The following is a 24062-nucleotide window of genomic DNA, read 5'->3' on the forward strand; positions in this document are numbered from 1 at the left end:
ATCCGCAGCCGGTGTTGAGAGGAACGCCGCGCAGTGGTTGGAGGTTCATATCCTGGGAGGAAATCACGATGAGAAAATTTGTCGCCGCTCTGGCCGCCGCCGCGGCCGTTACGCTTTATCCGTTCGCTGCGGACGCGCAGACCTATCCTGAACGCACCATCACCGTTGTTGTGCCGTTTGCGGCCGGCGGCCCGACCGACACGGTCACACGCCTCGTCGCGGAAGCGATGTCGAAGGATCTCGGCCAGCAGGTCATCGTCGAGAATGTCGGCGGCGCCGGCGGCACGTTGGGCGCCGGCCGCGTCGCGAAGGCGGAGCCGGACGGCTATACGCTGCTCCTGCATCATATCGGCATGGCGACCAGCGCGACGCTTTACCGGAAGCTCGCCTACGACACGCTGAACGCCTTCGAATATGTCGGCCTCGTCACGGAGGTGCCAATGACGGTCGTTGGCCGCAAGGATCTCGAGCCGACCGATTTGAAGGGGTTGGTCGAGTACGCCAAGGCCAACAAGGATACTGTCACCGTCGCCAATGCCGGCATCGGTGCGGCCTCGCATTTGTGCGGCATGCTGTTCATGAGCGCCATCAAGACGCCGCTGGTCACCGTGCCCTACAAGGGCACCGGCCCGGCCATGACCGATCTTCTCGGTGGCCAGGTCGACATCATGTGCGACCAGACGACCAATACCACGAAGCAGATCCAGGGCGGCACGATCAAGGCCTACGCCGTGACCTCGCCGGAACGCCTCGATGTGCTGCCTGACGTCCCGACAACGACGGAAGGCGGCCTTGCCGAGGTGCAGGTCGGCATCTGGCACGCCATCTACGCCCCCAAGGGCACGCCGGCCGAGATCACCGAACGCCTGTCGAAATCGCTGCAGGTCGCGCTGAAGGACCAGAACGTCGCCGCCCGCTTCGCCGAACTCGGCACCAAACCGTCGCCCGAGGCCGACGCGACGCCGGCCGCGCTGAAGGCCAAGCTGGAAGGTGAGATAACGCGTTGGAAGCCGATCATCGAAGCCGCCGGCCAGTACGCCGACTGAGGTTTTGAACGGGGCGCCACCGGCGCCCCATTTTCGCTTCGGCCCCCGTTTTCGCATTGCATCGTCGCGCCCGCGGCGCGGGTCTGGGAGGAAAATCATGAAGCCTTTCGCAATCGACAGGACCAACGGCCTATGCGCCGCCCTGTTCATCGCTTTCGGTGCATTTTTCGCGGCTCAGTCGCTCGGCCTCGAAATCGGCACTGCCTTCCGCATGGGTCCGGGCTATTTCCCGCTGATCCTGGCGATCGTGCTGATCCTGCTTGGTGTTGTGATCCTGGTCCAGGCGGTGCGCTTCGAGAGCGAGCCAATAGGCCACATTGCGTGGCGCGGCATGTTGTTCATCCTTCCCGCTCCGATCTTCTTCGGCCTGACGGTGCGCGGCCTCGGCTTCATCCCTTCGATCTTCCTGACGGCGCTGATCGCATCCTTTGCCAGCGGCCGCATGAAGCCGCTGACCGCGCTCGTGCTGTCGGCCGGGCTGACGCTGTTTGCGTTCGTCGTCTTCAGCTACGCACTCGGCCTGCCGTTCCAGCGCTTTGGCCCGTGGCTACCATTGTGAGGAGATGACCATGGAACTCCTCGCCAACCTGGCGCTCGGCTTCTCGACGGCCACATCGCTGACAAATCTCGGTTTCTGCCTGATCGGCGTCCTTCTCGGCACGCTGATCGGCGTCCTGCCCGGCATCGGCGCCACCGCAACCATCGCCATGCTCTTGCCGATCACCTTCCAGATCGGCGACCCGGTTTCCTCGCTCATCATGCTCGCCGGCATCTATTACGGCGCGCAATATGGCGGCTCGACCACCGCCATTCTCATCAACATGCCCGGCGAATCCTCGTCAGCCGTCACCGCAATCGACGGCTACCAGATGGCCAAGAACGGCCGCGCCGGGGCGGCACTCGCGATCGCGGCGATAGGCTCGTTCTTTGCCGGCACGGTGTCGACCTTCCTTGTCGCCATCTTTGCCCCGCCGCTGACGGCGATAGCGCTGGAGTTCGGCGCGGCCGAGTATTTTTCGCTGATGATCGTCGGCCTCGTCTCGTCCATCGCGCTCGCCCACGGCTCGATCGTCAAGGCGCTGGCGATGGTCGTGCTCGGCCTGCTGCTCGGCATTGTCGGCACCGACATCTACACCGGCACGCCGCGCTTCACGCTCGGCATCACCGAGTATGCCGACGGGCTGAATTTCGTCGCGGTGGCGGTCGGCGTCTTCGGCGTCGCCGAGATCCTGCGCAACCTCGAGAACGAGCACGAGCGCTCCGTGCTGATCCGCAAGGTCTCCGGCCTGATGCCGACCCGCGAGGACTTTCGCCGCATGGCGGCGCCCATCGTGCGCGGAACCATCATCGGTTCGGCGCTCGGCATCCTGCCGGGAGGTGGCGCGATCCTTGCGGCCTTTGCCTCCTACACGGTCGAAAAGCGCGTATCGAAAAACCCCGGGGAGTTCGGCAAAGGCGCCATCGAAGGCGTCGCCGGACCGGAATCGGCCAACAATGCCGGCGCCCAGACCTCCTTCATCCCCATGCTGACGCTCGGCATTCCGGCCAATCCGGTCATGGCGCTGATGATCGGCGCGATGATCATCCAGGGCATCGTGCCCGGCCCCAATGTCGCGACCGAACAGCCGGCGCTGTTTTGGGGCATCATCGCCTCGATGTGGATCGGCAATCTGATGCTGATCGTCCTGAACCTGCCGCTGATCGGGCTTTGGGTGAAGCTTCTCACGATCCCTTATTACGTGCTCTTCCCGATCATCATGGCGTTCTGCTCGATCGGCGTTTACAGCGTCAATACCAACGTCTACGACCTCTACGCGGTCGCCTTCTTCGGCGTCCTCGGCTACCTCCTGACCAAACTGCGCTGCGAACCCGCGCCACTGCTGCTCGGCTTCGTGCTCGGCCCGCTGCTTGAGGAAAACCTGCGCCGCGCCATGATTCTCTCGCGCGGCGACCCGAGCACGTTCGTGACGAGACCGATCAGTGCCGGTCTTCTCTTCATTGCGCTCGCCGTGCTCGTCATCGTCTTCCTGCCCGCGGTCAAGAAGAAGCGCGAAGAGGTGTTTGTGGAGGAGAATTAAGCCACTTCGTCCGCCGGGCCGAGCGGCCCGATCGGCACCAAAGGCGCCGGCATGTCGGTCGTCTTCTCCGCCGCCTTGCAGATATCGGCGATGACGCAGGCCGGGCAGTCCGGCTTGCGCGCCTTGCAGACATAGCGGCCATGCAGGATCAGCCAGTGATGCGCGTGGCGCATGTACTCGTCCGGAATAATCTTAAGCAGCCCCTGCTCGACCTGCTCCGGCGTCTTGCCGGGCGCCAGGCCGAGCCGGTTGCCGATGCGCAGTATATGCGTGTCGACCGCCATCGTGTGCTGGCCGAAGGCCATGTTGAGCACGACATTGGCGGTCTTGCGCCCGACTCCCGGCAACTTGACCAGTTGCTCGCGGTCGTCGGGCACCTCGCCGTCATGGTCGGCGATCAGCGCCTGCGACAGCGCAATCACGTTCCTGGCCTTGTTGCGCCAGAGCCCGATCGTGCGGATGTAATCGCCGACCTTTGCCTCGCCCAGCGCCAGCATCTTTTGCGGCGTGTCGGCGACCTTGAACAGCGCCCGCGTCGCCTTGTTGACACCGGCATCGGTAGCTTGAGCCGAAAGCACCACCGCCACCAGCAGCGTGAAGGCGTTGACATGCTCGAGCTCGCCTTTTGGCTCCGGCCGCTGCACGGAAAAGCGCCGGAATATCTCATGCACCTCGGCTTGGCTGTAGATCGAACGGGGCCGCGCGGGCCGCGGTCGCGGCTTGGCGTTCGAGCCGTCGCGCCGGCCGGGCGGCAATTCCTTCTTGGGCATCGGGGAATTTTCGGGCATCGAGGATTTTTTGGACTTGGGGCTCGCCATACCCTTCCTATAATATCCCGGCATGAGCGACACAAACGCCTCTTTCCAGGCCGACGAGCCCTTCTTCCACGCTTTGCTGACACCGCACCGCTCGCTCGGCCGCACCGGCTTTTTCGTGCTGATGGGCGCGCTGCTGTTCGGCTCGCTGGCGACCGGGGCGTTCTTCCTGTCGCGCGGCGCCTGGCCGGTGTTCGGCTTCTTCGGCCTCGACGTGATCGGCGTCTACATCGCCTTCCGCGCCAACTACCGCGCCGCCCGCGCCCGAGAAGAGGTGTCGGTCTCCCGAACCAGCCTCGACATCCGCAAGACGGCGCCGTCAGGCAAATCGGAAGCGCATCGCTTCAATCCGTTCTGGTCGCGTTTCTCGATCGCCCGCCATGCCGAGATCGGCATCACCAGGATGGCGGTGGAGGCTCAAGGGAAGACTGTTCCGATCGGCGGTTTCCTCAATCCCGACGACCGCGAGAGCTTTGCCGCGGCCTTTTCACGCGCGCTGGCAACCGCCAAGGCGCGCTGAACAAGCACTTCAGAGCCGATAGCGCAAAAGCCTGCCGATCTTGCGCAGTGCGGAAATGTATTTCCAAAGGCGAACGAACAGTTTCGCTACCCTGCTCATACGGGCCGCTTGTTCCGGCTTGTAGGCCGAGATGTCCTCGACGAACCGGTCCTGAACGTGGACGTCCAGCGTCTTTGCTCTGATCGCCAGCCCGATGCCGAGATTGCCATCAACCTTGAGTCTGGAAAAATCATAATCGATCTTGCGCACCGCCTCGTCGGCGAACCGATTCTCAAGCAGCGAATGGGGTAGCCGGCTCTCCAGCGCCTTGCCGTACGGCGTCAACAGCAAGGTCTCCCTTGCCTCGGTCAGATTTACCTTCTCGCCGGCCATGATTGTCCACTTCCGTTCGAGCCGACTCTATCTGGGTACGGGCGGCGGGAAGGCAAGTTTCGGGTGGTGGCAAAGGGCGAGAGGAACGATATTCGCGGTCAAGGAGATATTGCCATGAACGCCCAGATGACCATGAATACCCGGATGAAACCGTCAGCCATTCTGCAGAACGACATCACGCCCGAAGGCAGCGACTATGAGGTGGTCCGCCGCGCCATCGAGAAGATCAGTCTCGACTATCGCGACCAGCCCTCGCTGGAGGTTCTGGCCGAGGAGGTCGGCGAGACCCCGACCGGCCTGCAAAAACTGTTCACGCGCTGGGCCGGTCTGTCACCCAAGGCCTTCCTGCAGGCGGTTACGCTCGACCATGCGCGCAAGCTGCTCGATTCCGGCATGCCGCTGCTCGAAACCTCGTTCGAGCTTGGCATGTCAGGACCTAGCCGGCTGCACGATCTCTTCGTCACCCACGAAGCGATGTCGCCGGGCGACTACAAGACGCGTGGCGCGGGCCTCACCATCCGCTACGGCTACCACATCTCGCCCTTCGGTATTGCCCTGATCATGGTCACCGACCGCGGGCTCGCCGGCCTCGCCTTCAACGATGCGGGCGGCGAGCGGGCGGCCTTCGCCGACATGTCCAGCCGCTGGCCGAACGCCAACTATGTCGAGGACATGAGCGCCACCGCGCCCTATGCGGCGCGCATCTTCGATCCGACGCTGTGGCGCGCCGACCAGCCGCTGCGCGTGGTGATGATCGGTACCGACTTCCAGCTGCGCGTCTGGGAAGCCCTGTTGCGCATCCCGATGGGCAAGGCCTGCACCTACTCCTCGATCGCCGAAAGGATCGGCGCACCGAACGCCAGCCGGGCGGTGGGTGCGGCGGTCGGCGCCAACCCGATGTCTTTCGTCGTGCCCTGCCATCGCGCGCTTGGCAAATCCGGAGCGCTCACCGGTTATCACTGGGGCCTGACGCGCAAGCGCGCTATCCTCGGCTGGGAGGCTGGGCAGGTCGCGTCCTGAAACGTCGATTTTTTCCGTTCCAATTGCATAAAACCGCATATATCAGTATCAACAAGTATTCCTATAATTATTCTCCAGCGACTAGAAGCGATACAACCGGCGACAACCTATGGTTTCGCCGGTTTTCTTTGCTACGCCGAAGCAATTCTATTTAAGTTTACCCTAAATTAACCACGATAAAGCGAGGATACCTTTGGGTTAGGTCGGACTGTCCGGCTTGATAGGAGGTTTCGATGAAGCTCTTCCGCACCGCCATCGGTGCAGCTGTTCTGGTCGCCTGTATCGACCAGACCGCATCGGCCGCCACTGGAAACGTCCTGTTCAACGGCACCATAACCGCGACCTGCACGCTGACGGTGAATTCCAACGGCACGATGACCGTCAGCACCAACCTTCAGTCGCTGAGCTCCCACAATGCCGGCGGTTCGGCCGGCAGCGTCCAGGTGGACACCACGGGCGGTGTCTCGCTCAGCGTCGATCCGGTCACATCCACCACCGTGCCTGCCTCTGATGTCACGGCCACCACCTGGACGCCGACCTTGGCCTCCACCGGCGCCCACACCATTGCGGAAACCGGCACCACGACCGCGCTTGCCGCGCCCGGCACTTCGACCGTCGCGGTCAATCTCGCCGGCACCAAGGGCGGCAGCAACCGCTTCTCCGCCGGCAACTATCAGGCAACGGTCACGCTTCGCTGCGAATGACCCCTCGCGAAAGGAGGGAGCTTTGACTCAAGGTGGAATTCTTGCGGTGGCGCTGGCTGTCGCCCTCGTTCCCATTGCCGCGTCGGGCCAGTCGATGACGCCGATGCGCGGCGAGGTCAGGTCCTTTACCGACGCCTTCGCCGTGCGGGTCTTCCCGGGCAACCCGTATGACCAGCGCATACGCGTCGAAATCCATGTCTATGACCAGAATTTCCAACCCGTCGATGCCAGGATCACGCCGAACGCCTTCCTGCTGGCTGGCCAGGCATCGCGCCCGGTTCTGGTGGTCGTGCCGTTCGACGGCGCGACCGAGCGTAAAGTGCGTATCTGTACCGAGAGTATCCCCTTTCCAAGCGAGCAGACGCAAATAAGGGCACAGATATGCGGAAAGTTTTTCGGGCATCGCAGGTTCTGACCCTCTCCTTTCTGCCCGCTTGGGCGGTCGTAAGTCAGGGGTTTGCCGAGGATATACTGAACCTGAACCAGAACCAGACCGGCTTCACTCTGCCCGGCGTCACCTTGCCCCAGGGCCAGGACGAGGTTCACGCTTCCGACGGCACCACCTGCCGCTCCGCCGTTTCCGGCAGCGGCGCTTATCTCGACGTCGGTGTCATCAGAGGCAACAGCAACAGCCAATCGAACAGTGACCTCGCCACTTACGGCCGCGTCGTGGTCCCGATCGGGCGGAAGCCGAAGCGCATCGATTGCAGCCGCCTCTACGAACTCGAGGTCGAGCGCCTGCAGCTGGAGCTGAAGCTGCTGAAGATGGGCCTCGGCGCCGATGGCCAGACAGCAAGCGTGACCGCCGCCGCACCCCCGGCCACATCACCAGCATGGGCCAATGAAGGCTGGAGCATCAGAGACGGCAGTGGCAAGAAAAAGAAGAAGAAATAGCAGCGCGCTGCTTGCCTTCGCCGCGCTCGCCGGCTTCTGCCTGCCGGCACAGTCGGCGATCATCGGCACCTGCACGATCATGATCGGCGCCTCGGGAACGATGACGCCGAACCCCGCCATCAACATATTCGGCTCCAAGCAGGCGGGCGGGTCGAGCGCAGGCGCCACCATCACCGCAAGCTCCCTGCTCTGCACCATACTTAATTTGCTCGATTGCTTTTCCGTTTCGGCGCCGCCACCGATCGCCTTCACCTCCGCGCCAAGCGGCGGCGACACCAACACCACCTTCGCCACCGTCTTCCGCCTCGATGGCTCGGGCACCGACATCCCAGGCAGTTCGCCGCAGCGCGTCACCAACGGCACCCACACCATCCAGGTCGACCTCACAGCAACCAAATCTTCAGGCATCTTTCCGGCCGGCAACTATCAGGGCATGGTCACAGTGCGCTGCGAATGACGAGACGCGGCACCTGGATGGACTGGCAACCGGCATTCTTACAGGTTAGCCTCCCGCGCATTCAGCAGGAGGCATTTCTTGATTATCGTTGTCGGCTCGATCAACCTCGACCTCATCGCCAATGTCGACCGCTTGCCGGCACCTGGCGAGACGGTGCGCGGCTCCAATTTCACGACGGCACCCGGCGGCAAGGGCGCCAACCAGGCATTGGCTGCCGCGCGCGCCGGCGCCAACGTGCGCATGGTGGGCGCGGTCGGCAAGGATAGTTTCGCCGCCGAGGCAACCGCATTGCTCAGGGATGGGAAAGTCGATCTGTCCGGCGTCGGAGAGAGCTTCGCCTCGACTGGCACGGCGCTGATCCTGGTCGGCGCCGACGGCGAGAACGTCATCGCCGTGGTGCCGGGCGCCAACGATTCGGTGCTGCCGGCCGACATTGCCAAAGCCCTGCTGAAGAAGAACGATGTCGTGCTGCTGCAGCACGAGATCCCGCTGCAGACCGTCGAGGCCGCGCTCGACGCGACCCGGGCGGCCGGCGCGATCAGTGTGCTCAACACCGCGCCGTTTCGCGCGGAGGCGTCCGACCTGCTTGCCAAGGCGGACTATGCCGTCGCCAACGAAACCGAATTCGACCTCTATGGCGAGGCGTTGTCGCTCGCCGGCCGCGACCGCCCGGCGCGGATGCGCGACTATGCCGGCAAGACCGGGCGCACCATCGTCGTCACGCTCGGCGGCGACGGCGTGCTGGCCGCGACGCCGGACAATTTCCTGACGGTGCCGGCGCTGAAGATCACCCCGGTCGACACCGTCGGCGCCGGCGACACCTTTTGCGGCTATTTCGGCGCCGGCCTGTCGTCCGGCCTGCCGCTCGAACAGGCGCTCGTCCGCGCCGCCGCCGCCGGCTCGCTTGCTTGCCTGAAGCCCGGCGCCCAGCCGGCGATCCCGCTGGCAAAAGATGTCGACGCCGCCCTGACCGGTGCGCGATGACAGGCCCGCGCCCGGCCACCAAACATGCCGTGCCGGCGGCCGGCGAGATCTGCCGCCTGTCCGCGGTGGAGCTGGCTGACCGTATCAGACGCCGGCAGCTTTCCGTGCGCGAGGTGGTCGCGGCCTTCCTCGACCGCATCGAGGCCGTGAACCCGCAGGTCAACGCCATCGTGTCGCTGCGCGACCCCGCGGACATCCTGGCTGAAGCCGCCACGGCCGACGCCCATCTGGCGGGCGGTGGGGAGGCGGGAACCCTGTTCGGCCTACCGATCGCCATCAAGGACCTTGCGCTGACCAAGGGTCTCAGAACCACCTTCGGCTCGCCGATCTTCGCCGATTTCGTCCCCGGGGAAGATGATTTCTTCGTCGAGCGCGTGCGCAAGGCCGGCGCGATCGTCATCGGCAAGACCAATGTTCCCGAATTCGGACTGGGCTCCAACACCTACAACAGCGTTTTCGGTTCGACGCACAACGCCTTCGATCCTGCGCTGACCGCCGGCGGCTCGAGCGGCGGCGCCGCCGTCGCACTGGCGCTCGACATGCTCCCCGTCGCCGACGGCAGCGACCTCGGCGGCTCGCTGCGCAATCCGGCCGCCTACAACAACGTCTACGGCTTCCGCCCCTCGCAGGGCCTTGTCCCGGCCGGTCCCGACATCGATGTCTTCCACGCGCAGATGGGCGTCGAGGGCCCGATGGGCCGCAATGTGCGCGACATCGCACTGCTGCTCGACGAGCAGGCCGGCTACCACCCGCGTGCGCCGCTCTCGCACGACAAGCAGGGCTCTTTCCTGGAAGGACTGCAAACGCCGGCGGGCGGCGGCCGCATCGCCTGGTTCGGCGATCTCGGTGGCCATCTGCCGGTGGAAGCAGGCATTCTCGATCTTTGCGAGGCAGCTTTGGGCAGGATCGCCGGCGCGTCGTTCCAAAGCGAGGCGCTGGTGCCGGATGTCGACTTCGAAGCGCTGTGGCAGGCGTTTGTCACGTTGCGCCAGGCAAGCAGCGGCTGCGCGCTGAAAGCCCACTACGACGATCCGGCAAAGCGCAAACTTCTCAAGCCCGAGGCCGTGTGGGAAGTGGAGCAGGCGCTGCACCTCACCGCGCCGCAAATCCACGCCGCAACGGTGCGGCGCTCGTCGTGGCACAAAACGCTGCTGTCGCTGTTCGAGCGCTTCGACCTCGTCGCGCTGCCGACCGCGCAGGTCTTTCCCTTCGCGGTCTCCACCCACTGGCCGAGCCAGGTGGCCGGGCGCGGCATGGACAGCTATCACCGCTGGATGCAGGTTTCCGCCTTCGCCACGCTGGGCGGCTGTCCGGCTCTCAACGTACCGGTCGGCTTCGACGGCAAGGACCGGCCGATGGGCATGCAGCTGATTGGACGGCCGCGCGGCGACCTTGCCGTGCTCAAGGCGGGAGCGGCCTATGAGGCGACGCTGCCGTGGCAGGCCGGCGCCTGCTGAAGCCAGCCTGGTTCTACCGGTGCCAATTCCACCGGCTTGCGCCGGCGGCGATCCCATGCATTGATTTGACATGGCCGCGTCGCGCAGCGGCATTCTGTCGAGGGAATCCCCATGTCTCTGGAACTCTACGCCGCCTATCTGCTTGCCTGTCTCGTCATCATCCTGGTACCCGGACCGACGGTGACGCTGATCATCGCCAACAGCATCCGCCACGGTTCGCGTGCCGGCCTTGCCAATGTCGCCGGCACGCAGGCTGGGCTTGCCATCATGATCGCCATTGTCGGCATCGGCCTGACCTCGCTGATCGCGGGCATGGGCCACTGGTTCGAATGGGTGAGGCTGATCGGCGCCGCCTATTTGATCTGGATGGGCGTGCAGATGTTCCGCTCGAAGGGCACGCTGAACGCCGACGGGACGGCGAGGAAGCCGCGTGGCGGCTTCTTCCTGCAGGGCCTGCTGGTGGCGCTGAGCAACCCGAAGACGCTGGTGTTCTTCGGCGCCTTCTTCCCGCAATTTATTTCCCCGGAAGGCAACTATGCGCTGCAGATCACGGTCATGGGCCTCACCGCGATGATCTTCGCCGCCGTGTCGGATTCGACCTACGCACTCGCCTCCGCCCGCGCCGGACGCCTGCTGTCGGCCAGCCGGGTCAAGCTGCTGTCGAGGATCAGCGGCAGCTTCCTGGTCGGCGGCGGCCTGTGGCTGGCGTTTTCAAAAGCGAAGTGAGCGCACCCTTCCCTCACCCGTTACGGGGAGAGGGTGGTCGCGCAGCGACCGGGTGAGGGGCAGCTCCGGTGTTGCAGGCAATTATCAACGTTTGCGCGGCCCCTCATCCCCCTGCCGGACCTTCTCCCCGTGAACGGGGAGAAGGAGGCTTTCAGAGTAGCCCCAGCCGCTCCACCAGCAACGCGAAGAACGCGTCGTGGTCGATGTCGCGCATCACCATGGCGTTCTGCGGCCGCTTGGTCACGCCCCACCAGTCGATCACGGTCATGCCCATGGTCAGCTCGGAGGTGATTTCGACGCTGACGTTGCAATTGCGGCCCTTGAACAGCTCCGGCTTCAACAGATAGGCGATGACGCAGGGGTCGTGCAGCGGCCCGCCATCGGTACCGTATTTCTCCTCGTCGAAGCGCTCGAAGAACTCCAGCATCTCTGACGTGGCGATGCCCACCCTGGTGCCGAGCTGGCGGAAAGCCTGCGTGCGCTTGGCGGTGGTCAGCGCCTTGTGGGTGACGTCGAGCGGCATCATGACGATCGGAATGCCGGCCTTAAACACGACATCGGCGGCATGCGGGTCGACATAGATGTTGAATTCGGCGGTCGGTGTGACATTGCCGCCCTCGAAGAAGCCGCCGCCCATCAAAACGATCTCCTTGATGCGAGGCGCGATCCTCGGCTCGCGAATCAGCGCCAGCGCGACGTTGGTGAGTGGCCCGAGCGCGCAAAGCGTGATCGTGCCGCTCGGCTCGTTCATCAGCGTCTCGACGATGAAATCGACCGCATACTGGTCCTGCAGCTTCATCGTCGGGTTGCGTAGTTGCGGCCCGTTGAGGCCGGTCTTGCCATGCACTTCCTCGGCGGTGACCAGTTCGCGTGCCAGCGGCCGGATGGCGCCGGCATAGACCTTGATGTCGGGCCGTCCGGCCAGCTCGCAGATCTTGCGTGCATTCTTTTCGGTAAGGTTCAACGGCACGTTGCCGGCAACAGCTGATATGCCGACGATGTCCAGCTCGGCGCTGCCGAGCGCCAGCAATATGGCGACGGCATCATCCTGGCCGGGATCCGTGTCGATGATGATCTTGCGGGTATGGGGCATTTCAATTCCTTGTCTGGGGAGTCTTTTTGGGCGGGGTTTTTAGTGGCTTGAACTTGGCCGGGGGGCAGACCATATCAAGACCATCGGGAAAAATGCCATCTGGGTTTTTCCACTTTATGTCGCTCTTGAGAGGACACTGTAACATGAGCCGAATGACGCCCTTTTCGAGTCCGCTTCTCCTTGGCTTCGACGCCATGGAAAAGACGCTCGAACGCTTGGCGAAGTCCGGCGATAGCTACCCCCCGTATAACATCGAGCGCCTCAGCGGTGCTGACGGCAATGCCGAAAGGCTGCGCATCACGCTTGCCGTCGCAGGCTTCGCCGAAAGCGATCTCGATGTCACCACGGAGGAGAACCAGCTCATCGTGCGCGGCCGTCAGAATGACGACACCGAGCGCGAATTCCTCCACCGCGGTATCGCCGCGCGCCAGTTCCAGCGGTGTTTCGTGCTGGCCGACGGCATGCGGGTGATCGCGGCGGAGCTGAAGAACGGCCTGCTGTCCATCGATCTCGACCGCCCGGAGGCCGAGCGGCTGGTACGGAAAATAAACATATCGGTGAAAGACTGATCCTCACCGATGGCTCTCATGCGAGGCGGCCTTGAGCGGCGTCCTCGCGCCAAGGAGGCTTGAAATGACCAGAACTGACGAAAATCTCACCATGTCCAGCGGCGAATTCGCCCATCTCGGCGAAGGTACGGTCGCCTATCTGAGGAAAGTGTCGAGCGACGATCTGCGCGGGCGCTTCCCCGGCCTCGGCGAAATCGCGCCCGGCATGGAGCTGTGGGCGCTGTTTGCCGCCAACGGCCAGCCGATCCTGCTTTCGGATGCCCGTGACCGGGCTCTGGCGGGCGCGCTTGAGAACGACCTGACCACCGTCGCTATCCACTAAGCGACTGCTGGCCACTGAAATGGACAGGGCCGCCCGCGGCGGCCCTTGGAAGTTTTATCCCAAAGAAACTTCAGGCCGCGTGCGAGGCCTGTGTGTCCGACAAAAGCGCATGGATCGCGACCGCGTCGCGCGTGCCCCTGATCTTGGCCACAGTGTCGGCATCGCGCAGCACACGCGCGATGCGCGACAAGGCCTTGAGGTGGTCGGCGCCGGCACCTTCCGGCGCCAAGAGCAGGAACACCAGATCGACCGGCTGATCGTCCAGCGCCTCGAAATCGACCGGTGTCTCCAACCGGGCAAAGACGCCCGCAATGCGCTTCACCCCGGCCAGCTTGCCATGCGGAATGGCGATGCCGTTGCCGACGCCGGTGGAACCCAACCGCTCGCGCTGCAGGATGGTGTCGAACACCTCCCGCTCCGGAATGCCGGAAATCGCCGCCGCCCTTTCGGACAGCAATTGCAGCAGCTGCTTCTTTGAGTTCGCCTTCAACGCCGGCATGATCGCCGGAACGTTGATCAGATCGCTCAGATCCATGCTTGAAATTCCCTTGTTCGCCCGCCGCCCGCCAGTCCTCGCCCCCTCGCGCGGCTGGCTTCTTATCCCTGTGCGACTTTGGTCGTGGACGGATCGATCCAGCCGATGTTCCCATCCGGCCGGCGATAGACGATGTTGAGATGATCGTTCCCGGCATTGCGGAAGACGAAAACCGGGCTGTCCTTGGTGTCGAGCTCGATGACGGCCGACGCCACCGACATGGTGCGCAGCGTCATGGTCGATTCGGCGACGATGGCCGGCGCGAAATTGTCCGGTATCTCCTCGTCGTCATCGGCAAGCGGCGCCATCACCGTGTAGGCGATGTCGGTGGGTTCGCCGTTGCCATTGCCGGAATTGTGCGACTTCAGCCGGCGCTTGTAGCGCCGAAGCCGCGTCTCCAGCCGGTCTGCCGCAGCCTCGAAGGCCAGCGTCGGATCCTGGGCGTCGCCGGTCGCCTGCAGCGAAGCGCCGGAATCGAGCCGGATCATGCAGTCCGCAGAATAGCGCGACCCTGATTTGATGACCGTGACATGCCCTGAAAAACCGCGGTCGAAATATTTTCCGATCGCCTCGCCGACACGGTCGTTGATGCGCGTACGAAACGCATCGCCGATATCCATGTGTTTTCCCGATATGCGCAGTTTCATCTGAAAACTGACCTTCCCTGCTCAGGCTTCAAACTGCCCCGAGTTTATACTCGTGGTCCGTGCGCACAAGCTTTGCGGCGGCACTCCCGCTGTTTTTAAATCCGGACTTTCCGATTGATCACAAGCCGCCTTCTTGGCCGTCCGGTAGCCTTCGCCGTGACGGACCATTCGCATGCGGGCTTCTAGCCCGTCTCATGCGGGCGGGCTTCTAGCCACTTCATTGCGGCTTGTCAATGAAGCACGAGAACTGTGGAAATCCGGCCGTCTCGCAGGGCCTGCTTTCAGGGCCAGTATCAACGCCCGACGCTGGCCAGAGCCCGCTTTTCGCGCCGCCGCTGCACCGACGAGGGAATGTTCATGCCTTCCCGGTACTTGGCGACGGTGCGCCGGGCGATGTCGACGCCGCTTTCCCTCAGCATATCGACAATGGCGTCGTCGGAAAGCACGTCGACGGGCTTTTCCTCGTCGATCAGCTGCTTGATGCGGTCGCGCACCGCTTCCGAGGAATGAGCATCACCGCCTCCCGCCGAAGCGATCGAGGCGGTGAAGAAATAACGCAACTCGAACACGCCGCGCGGCGTCAGCATGTACTTGTTCGCCGTGACCCGGCTGACGGTCGATTCGTGCATGCCGATGGCATCGGCCACCGTGCGCAAATTGAGCGGCTTCAGCTGGCGCACGCCATGGACCAGAAACGCGTCCTGCTGGCGCACGATTTCCGACGCCACCTTGAGGATGGTCTTCGCCCGCTGATCAAGGCTGCGCGTCAGCCAGTTGGCGTTCTGCAGGCACTCGGCCAGGAAATCCTTTTCCGTCTGGTTTTTCGCGTGGCCGGAAACCCGCGCGAAATAGATATGGTCGACCAGCACGCGCGGCAGCGTCTCGGCATTGAGCTCCACCGTCCAGCTGCCATCATTGGCCGCCCGCACCTCGACGTCGGCGACGATCGCGTCACTGGTGCCGCCCAGGAATGCCGTGCCGGGCCGCGGGTCGAGCGCCCGGATTTCGGCCAGCATGTCGAGAAGATCCTCCTCGTCGACACCGCAGATGCGTTTCAGCGTCTGGAAATCGCGCCGCGCCAAAAGCTCCAGATTGGAGACCAGCGCCTTCATCGCCGGATCGAGCCGGTCACGCACGGCCAGCTGCAGCGACAGGCATTCCGCAAGGTCGCGGGCAAACAGGCCGGCGGGCTCGAATGTCTGGCAAACGTCAAGCACCTTGGCCACCGCCGCCGCGTTCGCGCCGAGACGGACGGCGATTTCGGCGGTGTCGGCGCGCAGGTAGCCGGCCTCGTCGAGGCCGTCGGCAAGCTCGCCGGCGATCAGCCGCGCCGCCGGATCGGCGAAGGCAAGGGCGATCTGCTCGCCGACATGTTCGCGCAGCGTGATTGCCGTGGCCGCCATGTCGCCGACGTCGAAGCCCTCGGACGACGATCCGCCGGCGTTGCCGCCGGAGGCCGATTTCCATTGCGCCGTAAGGTCGGGCCCGAGCCGTTCGCTGGTGCCGGGATCGTCCGGAAAAAGGTTCTCCAGCGAGGAGTCGAGCTTGTCCGAGATCGCCTCGGCGCTCCATTGCGTCTCGGCTTCGAACCAGTCCCCGTCTGAAGCGGGCTCAGGCGCGGCGTCGTTCTTCTGCGCCTGGTCGCTCGCCGCGTCGTCCTGTGGCTCGGCGCGCTCAAGCAGCGGATTGCGTTCGATCTCGTCGTCGATGAAGCGGTCCAGCTCGACATGAGTAAGCTGCAGCAGCCGAATCGACTGCATCAGCTGCGGCGTCATCACCAGCGACTGGGACTGTCGTAGCTGTAGCTTTGCCGCCAGAGCCATGGTTCGGTTTCAAACGCCTTCTCTACCCACTGGGAAGTCTACGCATCGGAACAGCCGGAACAAATTTCCGACCGGGCATAGAGACTGGCCCGGCTTTTGCTTGTCAAGCGAAACGCTAGCAAGAGTCGCTTACCGGAGCGTTATCCGGGCGAAAAATAGCAAAAAACAACCGAGAATTGCCCCGAATTCACTGCGGGGAAACGTATTTTACGCTCAGAGCGTAAAACCCTCGCCGAGATAGAGTCGCCGCACATCCGCATTGGCGACCACCTCGTCGGCGCGGCCATGCGTCAGCACCTGGCCGGCATGGATGATGTAGGCGCGGTCGATGAGGCCGAGCGTCTCGCGCACATTGTGGTCGGTGATCAGCACACCGATGCCGCGCGCCGTCAAATGGCGCACAAGCTGCTGGATGTCGGCGACGGCAATCGGGTCGATGCCGGCGAAAGGCTCGTCGAGCAGCATGTAGGCCGGGCGCGTCGCCAGGGCGCGGGCGATCTCGAGGCGACGCCGTTCGCCGCCGGAAAGCGACAGCGACGGCGCCTTGCGCAGATGGCTGATGTGGAACTCCTCGAGCAGTTCGTCGAGGCTGCGCTCGCGCTCCTTGCGGCTCTTCTCGACCACTTCGAGCACGGCGCGGATGTTCTGTTCGACGCTCAGACCACGGAAGATCGATGCTTCCTGCGGAAGGTAGCCAATGCCGAGCCGGGCACGGCGATACATCGGCATCGAGGTGACGTCGAAGCCGTCGATCTCGATCGTGCCTTCATCCACCGGCACCAGGCCGGTGACCATGTAGAAACAGGTGGTCTTGCCGGCGCCATTCGGGCCGAGCAGCCCGACCGCCTCGCCGGCACGCACGCCGATGGTCACGCCGCTGACGACCTTGCGGCCCTTGTAGCTCTTGGTCAGGCCCTTGGCGATCAAGGTGCCCTTGAACTTCGCGGAATCGACGTTGGCCGTGGCCGGTGTCCCTAATTTGCCGGCGGCCCGCCCCGGAAGGCGGGCCAGCAGCGACGCTACGCCGGCCATTAGTTCTTCGGCGCTCCCTGCTTCGGTGGCGGTGTCATCGACATGATGACGCGCCCGCCGCAGCCGTCGACATTGGCAAGGCCGGTCTTCATCTGCACGGTGAGCTTGCAGCCCTTCAGCACGTTGGGGCCTTGCGACAGCACCACTTCCTTGCCGGACAGAACGAGCACCTGCGTCTTCATGTCGAAAGTGCCGTTGTCGCCGGTGGCGATCTGGTCATCCGACTTCATATAGACTTTGTTCTCGACCACCAGATGGTCGATATTGGCCGAGCCGGTCATCGCCGAGGCTCCTGCGGCCGCGCCCTTTGCGGCATTGGGATCCTTGACATAGTACACTGTCATCTTGCCGGCCTTGAGCATGGTCGGCCCCTGCGTGACGGTAACGTTGCCGCTGAACACGGCGACACTATCCGCCTGGCGGACTTCCAGCTTGTCGCTTTCGATCTGGATCGGCTGGTCGCCCGACAGTTTGAGGCCGGACTGACTGGTCGCGCCGGACTGGGCAAACGAAGGCACCAGGCCGAGCAGCAGCAGCGCCGATGCCGCGCCCACAAGCCGTGCCGAACTACTGGGACGCATTCGATTCTCCGCTCTTTGCCTCCGCCGCCTTTAGGCTGGCGGCGTCGATGTTGACGCGCACTCTGTTTTCGAAAACCAGAACCTTGCCATTGTCCTGGATCGACATCGTGTCCGCCGTGATCCGCGAGCCGCCGCGGCTGACATCGACCGGATCATTCGTCTTCATAGTGCCTTTGCCCATGTCGAGGAAGATGGATTTGAGCTTGGCCTCGATGCCATCGGTTGTCGTCACCGTGACGTCGCTGGTCAGGTTCATCGTGTTACCGGCGCGATCGTAGATGCCGCGCGTCGCGTTGACGGTCGCCACGTTGTCGGGCGCCAGCGGCAATTTGGCATTGATGCCTTCCAGATCGATGATGCCTTGCTTGCCGACGTCCTGGATGGCCCGCAGCGCCGTCAGCGAATAGGGCAGCTTTTGCTTGGTGAAGCCGTTGAGCTTGGGATTGGCCATCACCAGCTTGCCGTCGGAGAAGGCGCTGCCGTCGGCCTGCACCGAGATCGACACGGGCGCGGCGAGATAGGAGTAGACCGGAAAGGCAACGGCGATGATGGCTGCAAGCAGCGGTACCGCGAATTTCAGCACCCGCACCCTGCGCGAATGCCGCTGCGCGAGGTCGAAGGCGTCACCACGCGTGCCGGCTGGCGCCGCAGGCGCCAAAGCCGTCTCGGCATTGGTCTGTTCGTTCGATCGCGCTAGCATGACTATTTTCTAATAAACCCTTGCCCGCCAAAACACCGCCTATAGGTGGGATGCCGGTCCCCGCAAGCAAGCACAAGCCGAGGAAAACCGCAAAAATATGACGGCCGCTGTCTTACAAACGGAAATGAAGGCGACACAATTTCCGCACTTCATAGCAGATACGGACAGGCAGCGTTAATTTTTCGTGAAACGCCGCTTCGCAGCCGCAGACAATCTTGTGTCCTGCGCAAACCGCAGGAAACGGTAGCCGGGCGTTGGCGCTTGCTTTAAAAGCATCTCTTCCCATCGACCGTGAGGCTGACCATGGCACTGAGAGCCGACGACCTGATCGACCGCCGCCGTTTGCGCCGCAAGCTGACATTCTGGCGCGTTGCCGCGCTCGGCGTCGCGGCGGCCGCACTGATCGCGCTGTCGGCGTGGGTCTACAGCGACGACTTCACCGGTTCGGCGGTCGACCACATCGCCAAGGTCAGGATCGAAGGCACCATCACCGAGGACGAGGATCTGATCAAACGGCTGGAAACCATCCGTCAGTCCGCGAAGGTGAAAGGCGTCATCCTGTCGATCGATTCCCCCGGCGGCACCACGGTCGGCGGCGAATCGATCTTCGAAGAGGTGCGCAAGCTCGCCGCCGACAAGCCCGTGGTGGCGGAGGTCGGCACGCTCGCCGCATCCGCCGGCTACATGATCGCAAGTGCCGCCGACCACATCGTCGCCCGCAAATCCTCCATCGTCGGCTCGATCGGCGTGCTGATCCAGTATCCCGACGTCAGCGGCTTGATGGACAAGCTCGGCATCAAGCTGGAGGAAGTGAAATCCTCGCCGCTGAAGGCCTCGCCCTCGCCCTTCAAGCCGACCAATGACGACGAGCGCGCCATGGTCCGCAAGCTCATCCTCGACAGCTACGACTGGTTCGTCGGCATCGTCGCCGAACGGCGCAAGATGACCCGCGAGCAGGCGCTGGCGCTTGCCGACGGCTCGATCTTCACCGGCCGCCAGGCGCTTGCCAACCACCTGATCGACGCCGTCGGCGGCGAAACCGAGGCGATCGACTGGCTGGCGACCAAGGGCGTCGACGCCAAGCTCAAGGTGGTGGAATGGAAGGACACGGAAGGGCGCGGCAGTTTCCTGTTCTCCAAGACAATGGCCAGGACGATTGCCGGCGCGCTCGGCCTTCCCGACGCCGGCGGTGACGTGATCCACGAAATTGGAGCGGATCGCTTGTTTCTTGACGGTCTCGTTTCGGTCTGGCACCCTTGACGGGCCGTTTTGGGACGGATGAAAAAGCAAATAAAATCATCCTCATAATTTGACCGCAGTGCTTTCACGGGGACCGTTCTCATGATCAAATCCGAACTTGTGCAGATCATTGCCACGCGCAATCCGCATCTTTTCCTGCGCGACGTCGAAAACATCGTCGGCGCCATTTTCGACGAGATCACCGACGCCCTTGCCGAAGGCAACCGGGTCGAACTGCGCGGTTTCGGCGCTTTTTCGGTGAAAAACCGCCCCGCCCGCACCGGCCGCAACCCACGCACCGGCGAATCCGTCGAGGTCGAGGAGAAGTGGGTGCCGTTCTTCAAGACCGGCAAGGAGTTGCGTGAAAGGCTGAACGGCGGCAAATAGGCGCCGCGCGGGGTCAACCCGGCCTTTCGACAGGAAACCTTATGTTCAATCGCTTCATGCTCATCGTGGTCTTCGTGCCGCTGGCCGTCATCCTGATCGCGCTGGCCGTCGCCAACCGCGAACTGGTCGCCTTCACGCTGGATCCGTTCAATCCCGGCAACCCGGCGCTGACGCTCACGCTGCCCCTCTTCATCTTCCTGTTCCTGGCTCTCGCCGTCGGCATGGTCGTCGGCAGCCTGGCGACTTGGGTCAAGCAGGGCCGCTACCGCAAGCTGGCGCGCCAGCGCGGGGTCGAGGCCGAGAACCTGCGCCAGGCGGTCAGCCGCGCCCCTGCGGCGCCGCAAGGGCCGGCCCAAGGGACAGCGTTGCCGAAACCGACTGCCTGAAGCACGGTTTGGTGCCTTTCGCTCCACGGAGTTTTTCATGCTGACCATTTCGGCCGCCGAGGTCGATCATGCCCTGAGCTTCAAGGGACTGGTCGAGACGTTGCGCAGTGCCTTTCGCGACGGCGCAGTGCAGCCGGTCCGTCACCATCACACCATCGAACGGCCCGATGGTGCGGCCTCTACGTTGCTGCTGATGCCGGCCTGGACCGATTTCAACGCTGCCGGCACCTCGGCGGGCGGCCATATCGGCGTCAAGATCGTCACCGTGTCGCCCGACAACAACGCCATCGGCAAACCCGCGGTGATGGGGCTTTATCTCCTGCTCGATGGCGCGACCGGTGAGCCCGAGGCCATGATCGACGGCCAGCGGCTGACGCAGTGGCGCACCGCCTGCGCCTCGGCGCTGGCCGCGTCCTACCTCGCCCGCGAGGATGCGTCGCGGCTGCTGGTGGTCGGCGCCGGCGCGCTGTCGCCGTTCCTCGCCAAGGCGCACTCGGCGGTGCGGCCGATCAAGACCATCCGCATCTGGAACCGCACGCCGGCCAATGCCGAAAAGGTCGCGGCTGAATTGCGCGCGGAGGGTTTCCCGGCCAGCGCCGCCGGCGATCTCGACGCCGAACTCGGCGAGGCCGACATTGTCTCGTCGGCGACCATCACGACGGCGCCGCTGATCAGGGGCGCACTGTTGCGGCCGGGAGCCCATGTCGACCTGGTTGGCGGCTTCACACCAACGATGCGCGAAAGCGACGACGAGGCGATTGCGCGCGCCCGCGTCTATGTCGACACCCGCGCCGGCGCCACCAAGGAAGCGGGCGATATCGTCCAGCCGCTGGCCTCCGGCGTGCTGAAACCGGAAGCCATCGTCGCCGACCTGCATGAACTGGCCCGCGGTGAGAGGCAGGGCCGGCAGAGCGCTGATGAGATCACGCTGTTCAAATCGGTCGGCGCAGCCCTCGAGGACCTCGCCGCCGGCATCGCCGTCTACAAGGCGCTCAAGCTGACGTGAGTAAGGAAATAGGGCAGTAAGGCAGGAGGGAGCCGAACTAACCTACTGCCCTACTGCTTGCCAGACATCGACGCAGATTTGCCTGTTTCTTCAGGCGAGGTCCATTGCGGGCAGCACAAATGGCGTCCACGCCTGCCCGGACCATTTTGTTGCGAAGCCGGTGGCCCTATGTCAAAAGCGGCCTGCCATTCCGGAGACCTTTCTTGAAATCCTTTCGCGACCGAAACCGCGACAACCGCCCGCGCCAGCCTGCGAGATCCGGGACGGAGCAGTCACGCCCACGCGACGGCGGTCATCCGGTCAAGCCGTCGCCAAAGCCTGACGAAAGAAACGAGATACGAGCGCAGGACCGGTCCGAACCGAAGCCCACACCGCGCATCCTTGCCCGCCGCGACGGCGTCTTGCCTGCCGAACGGCTGCCGCTGATCCTCGAAGTTGCGCCCAATGCCGATTATGCCCTTCTCGACAGCGGCGCTGGCCAAAAACTCGAGCAATATGGCCCCTATCGCATCGTGCGGCCCGAGGGCCAGGCGATCTGGCAGAAGGCGCTGCCGGCGAAGGACTGGGACCGCGCCGACGCCATCTTCACCGGTGACACCGACGAGGAAGGCATCGGCCGCTGGCGCTTCCCGCGAACGCCGCTCGGCGAGACCTGGCCGATGAAGCATGACGGCATCGACTATCTCGGCCGCTTCACCTCGTTTCGCCATGTCGGCGTGTTTCCCGAGCAGGCCTCGCACTGGGACCACATGGCCGGCCTGATCGCGGCGGCGAAGCGGCCGGTCAAGGTGCTGAACCTGTTCGGCTACACCGGGCTTGCCTCCCTGGTAGCGGCCCGCGCCGGCGCCGAAGTCACCCATGTCGATGCCTCCAAGAAGGCGATCGGCTGGGCCCGCGAGAACCAGGAGATGGCCGGGCTCGGCAACAAGCCGATCCGCTGGATCGTCGACGACGCGGTGAAATTCGCCGAGCGTGAGGAGCGCCGCGGCAGCTGCTACGACATCGTCCTGTTCGACCCGCCCGCCTATGGCCGCGGTCCCAAGGGCGAGGTCTGGCAATTGTTCGAGGACCTGCCTGGGCTGACCGACCTCTGCCGCGCGATCCTGACGCCGAAGCCGCTCACCGTGGTGCTGACCGCCTATTCGATCCGCGCCTCCTTCTTCGCCATCCACGCACTGATGCGCGACACATTTGCCGGCATGGGCGGCACGGTCGAATCCGGCGAACTGATCATCCGCGAGAAATCGGCCGGCCGGGCGCTGTCGACGTCGCTGTTCTCGCGCTGGGTGGCCTGAATGAGCGAGCGGCACGCAGGCGCGCCAGGGCAGGTCAAGGAAGTCACCAGCCTCGCCAATCCGCTGGTCAAGGACATCAAGGCGCTCGCCTTGAAGAAATTCCGCGACCAGCAGAATGCCTTCATGGCCGAGGGCCTGAAGCTGGTCATCGACGCGCTCGACCTCGGCTGGTCGATCAAGACGCTGATCTTCGCCAAGGCAGGGCGCGGCAATGCGGCGGTCGAAAAGGTCGCGGCGCGCACCGTCGCCGCCGGCGGCACCGTGCTCGAAGTTTCCGAAAAGGTGCTGACGGCGATTACCCGCCGCGACAATCCGCAAATGGTGGTCGGCGTCTTTGCCCAGAAACTCCTGCCGCTGAAGGACATCCGCGCCAGGGACGGCGATGTCTGGGTGGCGCTCGACCGGGTGCGCGACCCCGGTAATCTCGGGACCGTCATCCGCACCGTCGATGCCGTCGGCGCCAAGGGCGTCATCCTGGTCGGCGAAACCACCGATCCGTTCTCCGTCGAGACGGTGCGCGCCACCATGGGCTCGATCTTCGCCGTGCCTGTGGCCAAGGCGACGCCCGAAGCCTTCCTCGCCTGGCGAAAGAGCTTTTCCGGCCTCGTCGCCGGAACGCATCTGAAGGGCGCGGTCGACTACCGCTCGGTCGATTTCTCCAGGAGCCCGGTGCTGCTGTTGATGGGTAACGAGCAACAGGGCCTGCCCGACAGCCTGGCCGAAAGCTGCGACCGGTTGCTCAGGATCCCGCAGGCCGGCCGCGCCGATTCGCTCAACCTCGCTGTGGCGACGGGCGTCATGCTGTTCGAGATCCGGCGCGGCGCGCTGAAGCTGGGGCTGGAGGACACCAAATCGTGAAGTCATGGTCCCCCTATGCCGTGCTGGTCGTCGTCGCCATCGGGCTCGACCAGTGGATAAAACAACTGGTCGAGACCGGCCTCTCCTTTCAGGAGAAGGTCGACCTGGTACCGTTCCTGGCGCTCTTTCGCACCTACAACACCGGTATCGCCTTCTCGATGTTCTCGTCCTTCGGCGACACCGGCCTGGTGGTCATTGCCGCCCTCGTCGTCGCCTTCGTGCTCTATCTCGCGACGCGCACGCCGGCCGGCCATGTCCTTTCCCGCACCGGCTTTGCCTTGATCATCGGCGGCGCGCTCGGCAATCTGATCGACCGCGCCGTCTATGGCCACGTCATCGACTACATATTGTTCCACACGCCGGTTTGGTCCTTCGCCGTCTTCAACCTCGCCGACGCCTTCATCTCGGTTGGCGCAGCACTGGTCGTCTTCGACGAACTGATCGGCTGGCGGCGCGAAGCCAAGCCCCAGGGGCCGGACGCCTGAACGCCCGACTCGCTTGAAAGATTGACCTCGC

Annotated in this window: 30 protein-coding genes; 21 read left to right on the plus strand and 9 right to left on the minus strand. The window is 64.0% G+C overall.

Features of this window, described 5'->3' with window-relative positions:
* Window positions 1-68: 68 nt before the first annotated feature.
* The 3 genes from DH08_RS32850 (at window position 69) to DH08_RS32860 (ending at window position 3124) form a co-directional block, all read left to right on the plus strand.
* Window positions 69-1046: a tripartite tricarboxylate transporter substrate-binding protein gene (locus DH08_RS32850; RefSeq protein ID WP_192183377.1), complete on the plus strand. Its 978-nt coding sequence runs from the start codon at window positions 69-71 to the stop codon at window positions 1044-1046.
* A gap of 97 nt (window positions 1047-1143) precedes the next feature.
* Window positions 1144-1605, plus strand: coding sequence for a tripartite tricarboxylate transporter TctB family protein (locus tag DH08_RS32855; RefSeq protein ID WP_192183378.1), 462 nt, complete (start codon window positions 1144-1146; stop codon window positions 1603-1605).
* 10 nt (window positions 1606-1615) lie between these two features.
* A complete protein-coding gene (locus DH08_RS32860) occupies window positions 1616-3124 on the plus strand; it encodes a tripartite tricarboxylate transporter permease (RefSeq protein ID WP_192183379.1) in 1509 nt (502 codons plus the stop codon).
* Here the strand turns inward: DH08_RS32860 and nth are convergent.
* Window positions 3121-3942 carry an endonuclease III gene (nth, locus tag DH08_RS32865; protein WP_192183380.1) on the minus strand — a complete coding sequence of 274 codons (822 nt, stop codon included), beginning with the start codon at window positions 3940-3942 and terminating at the stop codon, window positions 3121-3123. The two genes, DH08_RS32860 and nth, sit on opposite strands and share 4 nt — an antisense overlap.
* A 22-nt stretch (window positions 3943-3964) precedes the next feature.
* Here nth and DH08_RS32870 point away from each other — a divergent pair, with 22 nt between their 5' ends.
* Window positions 3965-4459, plus strand: a complete 495-nt coding sequence (locus tag DH08_RS32870; RefSeq protein ID WP_192183381.1) for a DUF2244 domain-containing protein — start codon at window positions 3965-3967, stop codon at window positions 4457-4459.
* 9 nt (window positions 4460-4468) lie between these two features.
* On the opposite strand, the gene DH08_RS32875 is transcribed toward DH08_RS32870, so the two are convergent.
* A complete protein-coding gene (locus tag DH08_RS32875; RefSeq protein WP_192183382.1) occupies window positions 4469-4831 on the minus strand; it encodes a hypothetical protein in 363 nt (120 codons plus the stop codon).
* Window positions 4832-4945: 114 nt separating this feature from the next.
* On the opposite strand from DH08_RS32875, the gene DH08_RS32880 reads away from it, so the two are divergent.
* The 8 genes from DH08_RS32880 to DH08_RS32915 all read left to right on the plus strand — a co-directional run bounded on the left by DH08_RS32880 (window position 4946) and on the right by DH08_RS32915 (window position 11073).
* Window positions 4946-5851: a methylated-DNA--[protein]-cysteine S-methyltransferase gene (locus DH08_RS32880; protein ID WP_192183383.1), complete on the plus strand. Its 906-nt coding sequence runs from the start codon at window positions 4946-4948 to the stop codon at window positions 5849-5851.
* 233 nt (window positions 5852-6084) lie between these two features.
* A complete protein-coding gene (locus DH08_RS32885) occupies window positions 6085-6555 on the plus strand; it encodes a hypothetical protein (protein WP_192183384.1) in 471 nt (156 codons plus the stop codon).
* Window positions 6556-6577: 22 nt separating this feature from the next.
* Window positions 6578-6970 carry a PDZ domain-containing protein gene (locus DH08_RS32890; protein ID WP_192183385.1) on the plus strand — a complete coding sequence of 131 codons (393 nt, stop codon included), beginning with the start codon at window positions 6578-6580 and terminating at the stop codon, window positions 6968-6970.
* Complete coding sequence (locus DH08_RS32895) at window positions 6937-7449, plus strand: hypothetical protein (RefSeq protein ID WP_192183386.1); 513 nt, start codon at window positions 6937-6939, stop codon at window positions 7447-7449. The genes DH08_RS32890 and DH08_RS32895 overlap by 34 nt, the downstream gene beginning before the upstream one ends.
* Window positions 7424-7906 carry a hypothetical protein gene (locus DH08_RS32900; protein ID WP_192183387.1) on the plus strand — a complete coding sequence of 161 codons (483 nt, stop codon included), beginning with the start codon at window positions 7424-7426 and terminating at the stop codon, window positions 7904-7906. Before DH08_RS32895 ends, DH08_RS32900 begins: the two co-directional genes overlap by 26 nt.
* 78 nt (window positions 7907-7984) lie before the next feature.
* Entirely contained in the window at window positions 7985-8890 is a 906-nt protein-coding gene (locus DH08_RS32905) for a ribokinase (protein WP_192183388.1), read from the plus strand.
* Window positions 8887-10347 carry an amidase gene (locus DH08_RS32910; protein WP_192183389.1) on the plus strand — a complete coding sequence of 487 codons (1461 nt, stop codon included), beginning with the start codon at window positions 8887-8889 and terminating at the stop codon, window positions 10345-10347. The genes DH08_RS32905 and DH08_RS32910 overlap by 4 nt, the downstream gene beginning before the upstream one ends.
* A gap of 111 nt (window positions 10348-10458) precedes the next feature.
* The gene (locus DH08_RS32915) at window positions 10459-11073 is read left to right on the plus strand and encodes a LysE family translocator (RefSeq protein ID WP_006200381.1); all 615 of its coding nucleotides are present in this window, start codon (window positions 10459-10461) and stop codon (window positions 11071-11073) included.
* A gap of 151 nt (window positions 11074-11224) precedes the next feature.
* On the opposite strand, the gene DH08_RS32920 is transcribed toward DH08_RS32915, so the two are convergent.
* Window positions 11225-12166: a nucleoside hydrolase gene (locus tag DH08_RS32920; RefSeq protein ID WP_192183390.1), complete on the minus strand. Its 942-nt coding sequence runs from the start codon at window positions 12164-12166 to the stop codon at window positions 11225-11227.
* 143 nt (window positions 12167-12309) lie between these two features.
* On the opposite strand from DH08_RS32920, the gene DH08_RS32925 reads away from it, so the two are divergent.
* Both DH08_RS32925 and DH08_RS32930 read left to right on the plus strand, forming a co-directional pair.
* Entirely contained in the window at window positions 12310-12735 is a 426-nt protein-coding gene (locus tag DH08_RS32925) for an Hsp20 family protein (RefSeq protein ID WP_192183391.1), read from the plus strand.
* 64 nt (window positions 12736-12799) lie between these two features.
* Window positions 12800-13057, plus strand: a complete 258-nt coding sequence (locus DH08_RS32930; RefSeq protein WP_192183392.1) for a BQ00720 family protein — start codon at window positions 12800-12802, stop codon at window positions 13055-13057.
* A 70-nt stretch (window positions 13058-13127) separates the two neighbouring features.
* Here the strand turns inward: DH08_RS32930 and ptsN are convergent, their stop codons facing one another.
* From ptsN to lptC, 6 genes are all read right to left on the minus strand, one after another.
* Window positions 13128-13592: a PTS IIA-like nitrogen regulatory protein PtsN gene (ptsN, locus tag DH08_RS32935; protein ID WP_006200387.1), complete on the minus strand. Its 465-nt coding sequence runs from the start codon at window positions 13590-13592 to the stop codon at window positions 13128-13130.
* A gap of 62 nt (window positions 13593-13654) precedes the next feature.
* Complete coding sequence (gene hpf, locus DH08_RS32940; RefSeq protein WP_040582113.1) at window positions 13655-14239, minus strand: ribosome hibernation-promoting factor, HPF/YfiA family; 585 nt, start codon at window positions 14237-14239, stop codon at window positions 13655-13657.
* A 293-nt stretch (window positions 14240-14532) separates the two neighbouring features.
* Window positions 14533-16062, minus strand: a complete 1530-nt coding sequence (gene rpoN / locus DH08_RS32945) for an RNA polymerase factor sigma-54 (RefSeq protein WP_192183393.1) — start codon at window positions 16060-16062, stop codon at window positions 14533-14535.
* Window positions 16063-16275: 213 nt separating this feature from the next.
* The gene (lptB, locus tag DH08_RS32950; protein WP_006200390.1) at window positions 16276-17094 is read right to left on the minus strand and encodes an LPS export ABC transporter ATP-binding protein; all 819 of its coding nucleotides are present in this window, start codon (window positions 17092-17094) and stop codon (window positions 16276-16278) included.
* Window positions 17094-17675: an LptA/OstA family protein gene (locus DH08_RS32955; protein WP_120013968.1), complete on the minus strand. Its 582-nt coding sequence runs from the start codon at window positions 17673-17675 to the stop codon at window positions 17094-17096. Before DH08_RS32955 ends, lptB begins: the two co-directional genes overlap by 1 nt.
* Entirely contained in the window at window positions 17662-18375 is a 714-nt protein-coding gene (gene lptC / locus DH08_RS32960) for an LPS export ABC transporter periplasmic protein LptC (RefSeq protein WP_192183394.1), read from the minus strand. The genes DH08_RS32955 and lptC overlap by 14 nt, the downstream gene beginning before the upstream one ends.
* A gap of 303 nt (window positions 18376-18678) precedes the next feature.
* Here lptC and sppA point away from each other — a divergent pair, with 303 nt between their 5' ends.
* The 7 genes from sppA (at window position 18679) to lspA (ending at window position 24031) form a co-directional block, all read left to right on the plus strand.
* Complete coding sequence (sppA, locus tag DH08_RS32965; RefSeq protein WP_192183395.1) at window positions 18679-19635, plus strand: signal peptide peptidase SppA; 957 nt, start codon at window positions 18679-18681, stop codon at window positions 19633-19635.
* Window positions 19636-19716: 81 nt separating this feature from the next.
* Entirely contained in the window at window positions 19717-20001 is a 285-nt protein-coding gene (locus DH08_RS32970; RefSeq protein ID WP_006200394.1) for an integration host factor subunit beta, read from the plus strand.
* 41 nt (window positions 20002-20042) lie between these two features.
* Window positions 20043-20387 (plus strand): DUF1049 domain-containing protein, encoded by a 345-nt coding sequence (locus DH08_RS32975; RefSeq protein WP_120013965.1) that lies wholly within the window; start codon window positions 20043-20045, stop codon window positions 20385-20387.
* Window positions 20388-20424: 37 nt separating this feature from the next.
* The gene (gene lhpI, locus DH08_RS32980; protein WP_192183396.1) at window positions 20425-21393 is read left to right on the plus strand and encodes a bifunctional Delta(1)-pyrroline-2-carboxylate/Delta(1)-piperideine-2-carboxylate reductase; all 969 of its coding nucleotides are present in this window, start codon (window positions 20425-20427) and stop codon (window positions 21391-21393) included.
* A gap of 203 nt (window positions 21394-21596) precedes the next feature.
* Window positions 21597-22688: an RsmD family RNA methyltransferase gene (locus DH08_RS32985; protein WP_192183397.1), complete on the plus strand. Its 1092-nt coding sequence runs from the start codon at window positions 21597-21599 to the stop codon at window positions 22686-22688.
* On the plus strand, window positions 22689-23546 hold the full coding sequence (locus DH08_RS32990) for a TrmH family RNA methyltransferase (RefSeq protein ID WP_192183398.1): 858 nt from the start codon (window positions 22689-22691) through the stop codon (window positions 23544-23546). It begins immediately after the preceding gene.
* The gene (lspA, locus tag DH08_RS32995) at window positions 23543-24031 is read left to right on the plus strand and encodes a signal peptidase II (protein ID WP_192183399.1); all 489 of its coding nucleotides are present in this window, start codon (window positions 23543-23545) and stop codon (window positions 24029-24031) included. Before DH08_RS32990 ends, lspA begins: the two co-directional genes overlap by 4 nt.
* The last annotated feature ends 31 nt before the right edge of the window (window positions 24032-24062 follow it).

This window comes from Mesorhizobium amorphae (genome assembly GCF_014843845.1).
Taxonomy (GTDB): domain Bacteria; phylum Pseudomonadota; class Alphaproteobacteria; order Rhizobiales; family Rhizobiaceae; genus Mesorhizobium; species Mesorhizobium amorphae_A.

Excerpts from the sequence above, each read along its gene's own strand:
- DH08_RS32850 (WP_192183377.1), top strand. The coding sequence starts at position 69 with ATGAGAAAATTTGTCGCCGCTCTGGCCGCCGCCGCGGCCGTTACGCTT.
- DH08_RS32855 (WP_192183378.1), top strand. The coding sequence starts at position 1,144 with ATGAAGCCTTTCGCAATCGACAGGACCAACGGCCTATGCGCCGCCCTG.
- DH08_RS32860 (WP_192183379.1), top strand. The coding sequence starts at position 1,616 with ATGGAACTCCTCGCCAACCTGGCGCTCGGCTTCTCGACGGCCACATCG.
- nth (WP_192183380.1), bottom strand. The coding sequence starts at position 3,942 with ATGGCGAGCCCCAAGTCCAAAAAATCCTCGATGCCCGAAAATTCCCCG.
- DH08_RS32870 (WP_192183381.1), top strand. The coding sequence starts at position 3,965 with ATGAGCGACACAAACGCCTCTTTCCAGGCCGACGAGCCCTTCTTCCAC.
- DH08_RS32875 (WP_192183382.1), bottom strand. The coding sequence starts at position 4,831 with ATGGCCGGCGAGAAGGTAAATCTGACCGAGGCAAGGGAGACCTTGCTG.
- DH08_RS32880 (WP_192183383.1), top strand. The coding sequence starts at position 4,946 with ATGAACGCCCAGATGACCATGAATACCCGGATGAAACCGTCAGCCATT.
- DH08_RS32885 (WP_192183384.1), top strand. The coding sequence starts at position 6,085 with ATGAAGCTCTTCCGCACCGCCATCGGTGCAGCTGTTCTGGTCGCCTGT.
- DH08_RS32895 (WP_192183386.1), top strand. The coding sequence starts at position 6,937 with ATGCGGAAAGTTTTTCGGGCATCGCAGGTTCTGACCCTCTCCTTTCTG.
- DH08_RS32910 (WP_192183389.1), top strand. The coding sequence starts at position 8,887 with ATGACAGGCCCGCGCCCGGCCACCAAACATGCCGTGCCGGCGGCCGGC.
- DH08_RS32915 (WP_006200381.1), top strand. The coding sequence starts at position 10,459 with ATGTCTCTGGAACTCTACGCCGCCTATCTGCTTGCCTGTCTCGTCATC.
- DH08_RS32920 (WP_192183390.1), bottom strand. The coding sequence starts at position 12,166 with ATGCCCCATACCCGCAAGATCATCATCGACACGGATCCCGGCCAGGAT.
- DH08_RS32925 (WP_192183391.1), top strand. The coding sequence starts at position 12,310 with ATGAGCCGAATGACGCCCTTTTCGAGTCCGCTTCTCCTTGGCTTCGAC.
- DH08_RS32930 (WP_192183392.1), top strand. The coding sequence starts at position 12,800 with ATGACCAGAACTGACGAAAATCTCACCATGTCCAGCGGCGAATTCGCC.
- ptsN (WP_006200387.1), bottom strand. The coding sequence starts at position 13,592 with ATGGATCTGAGCGATCTGATCAACGTTCCGGCGATCATGCCGGCGTTG.
- hpf (WP_040582113.1), bottom strand. The coding sequence starts at position 14,239 with ATGAAACTGCGCATATCGGGAAAACACATGGATATCGGCGATGCGTTT.
- rpoN (WP_192183393.1), bottom strand. The coding sequence starts at position 16,062 with ATGGCTCTGGCGGCAAAGCTACAGCTACGACAGTCCCAGTCGCTGGTG.
- lptB (WP_006200390.1), bottom strand. The coding sequence starts at position 17,094 with ATGGCCGGCGTAGCGTCGCTGCTGGCCCGCCTTCCGGGGCGGGCCGCC.
- DH08_RS32955 (WP_120013968.1), bottom strand. The coding sequence starts at position 17,675 with ATGCGTCCCAGTAGTTCGGCACGGCTTGTGGGCGCGGCATCGGCGCTG.
- lptC (WP_192183394.1), bottom strand. The coding sequence starts at position 18,375 with ATGCTAGCGCGATCGAACGAACAGACCAATGCCGAGACGGCTTTGGCG.
- sppA (WP_192183395.1), top strand. The coding sequence starts at position 18,679 with ATGGCACTGAGAGCCGACGACCTGATCGACCGCCGCCGTTTGCGCCGC.
- DH08_RS32970 (WP_006200394.1), top strand. The coding sequence starts at position 19,717 with ATGATCAAATCCGAACTTGTGCAGATCATTGCCACGCGCAATCCGCAT.
- DH08_RS32975 (WP_120013965.1), top strand. The coding sequence starts at position 20,043 with ATGTTCAATCGCTTCATGCTCATCGTGGTCTTCGTGCCGCTGGCCGTC.
- lhpI (WP_192183396.1), top strand. The coding sequence starts at position 20,425 with ATGCTGACCATTTCGGCCGCCGAGGTCGATCATGCCCTGAGCTTCAAG.
- DH08_RS32990 (WP_192183398.1), top strand. The coding sequence starts at position 22,689 with ATGAGCGAGCGGCACGCAGGCGCGCCAGGGCAGGTCAAGGAAGTCACC.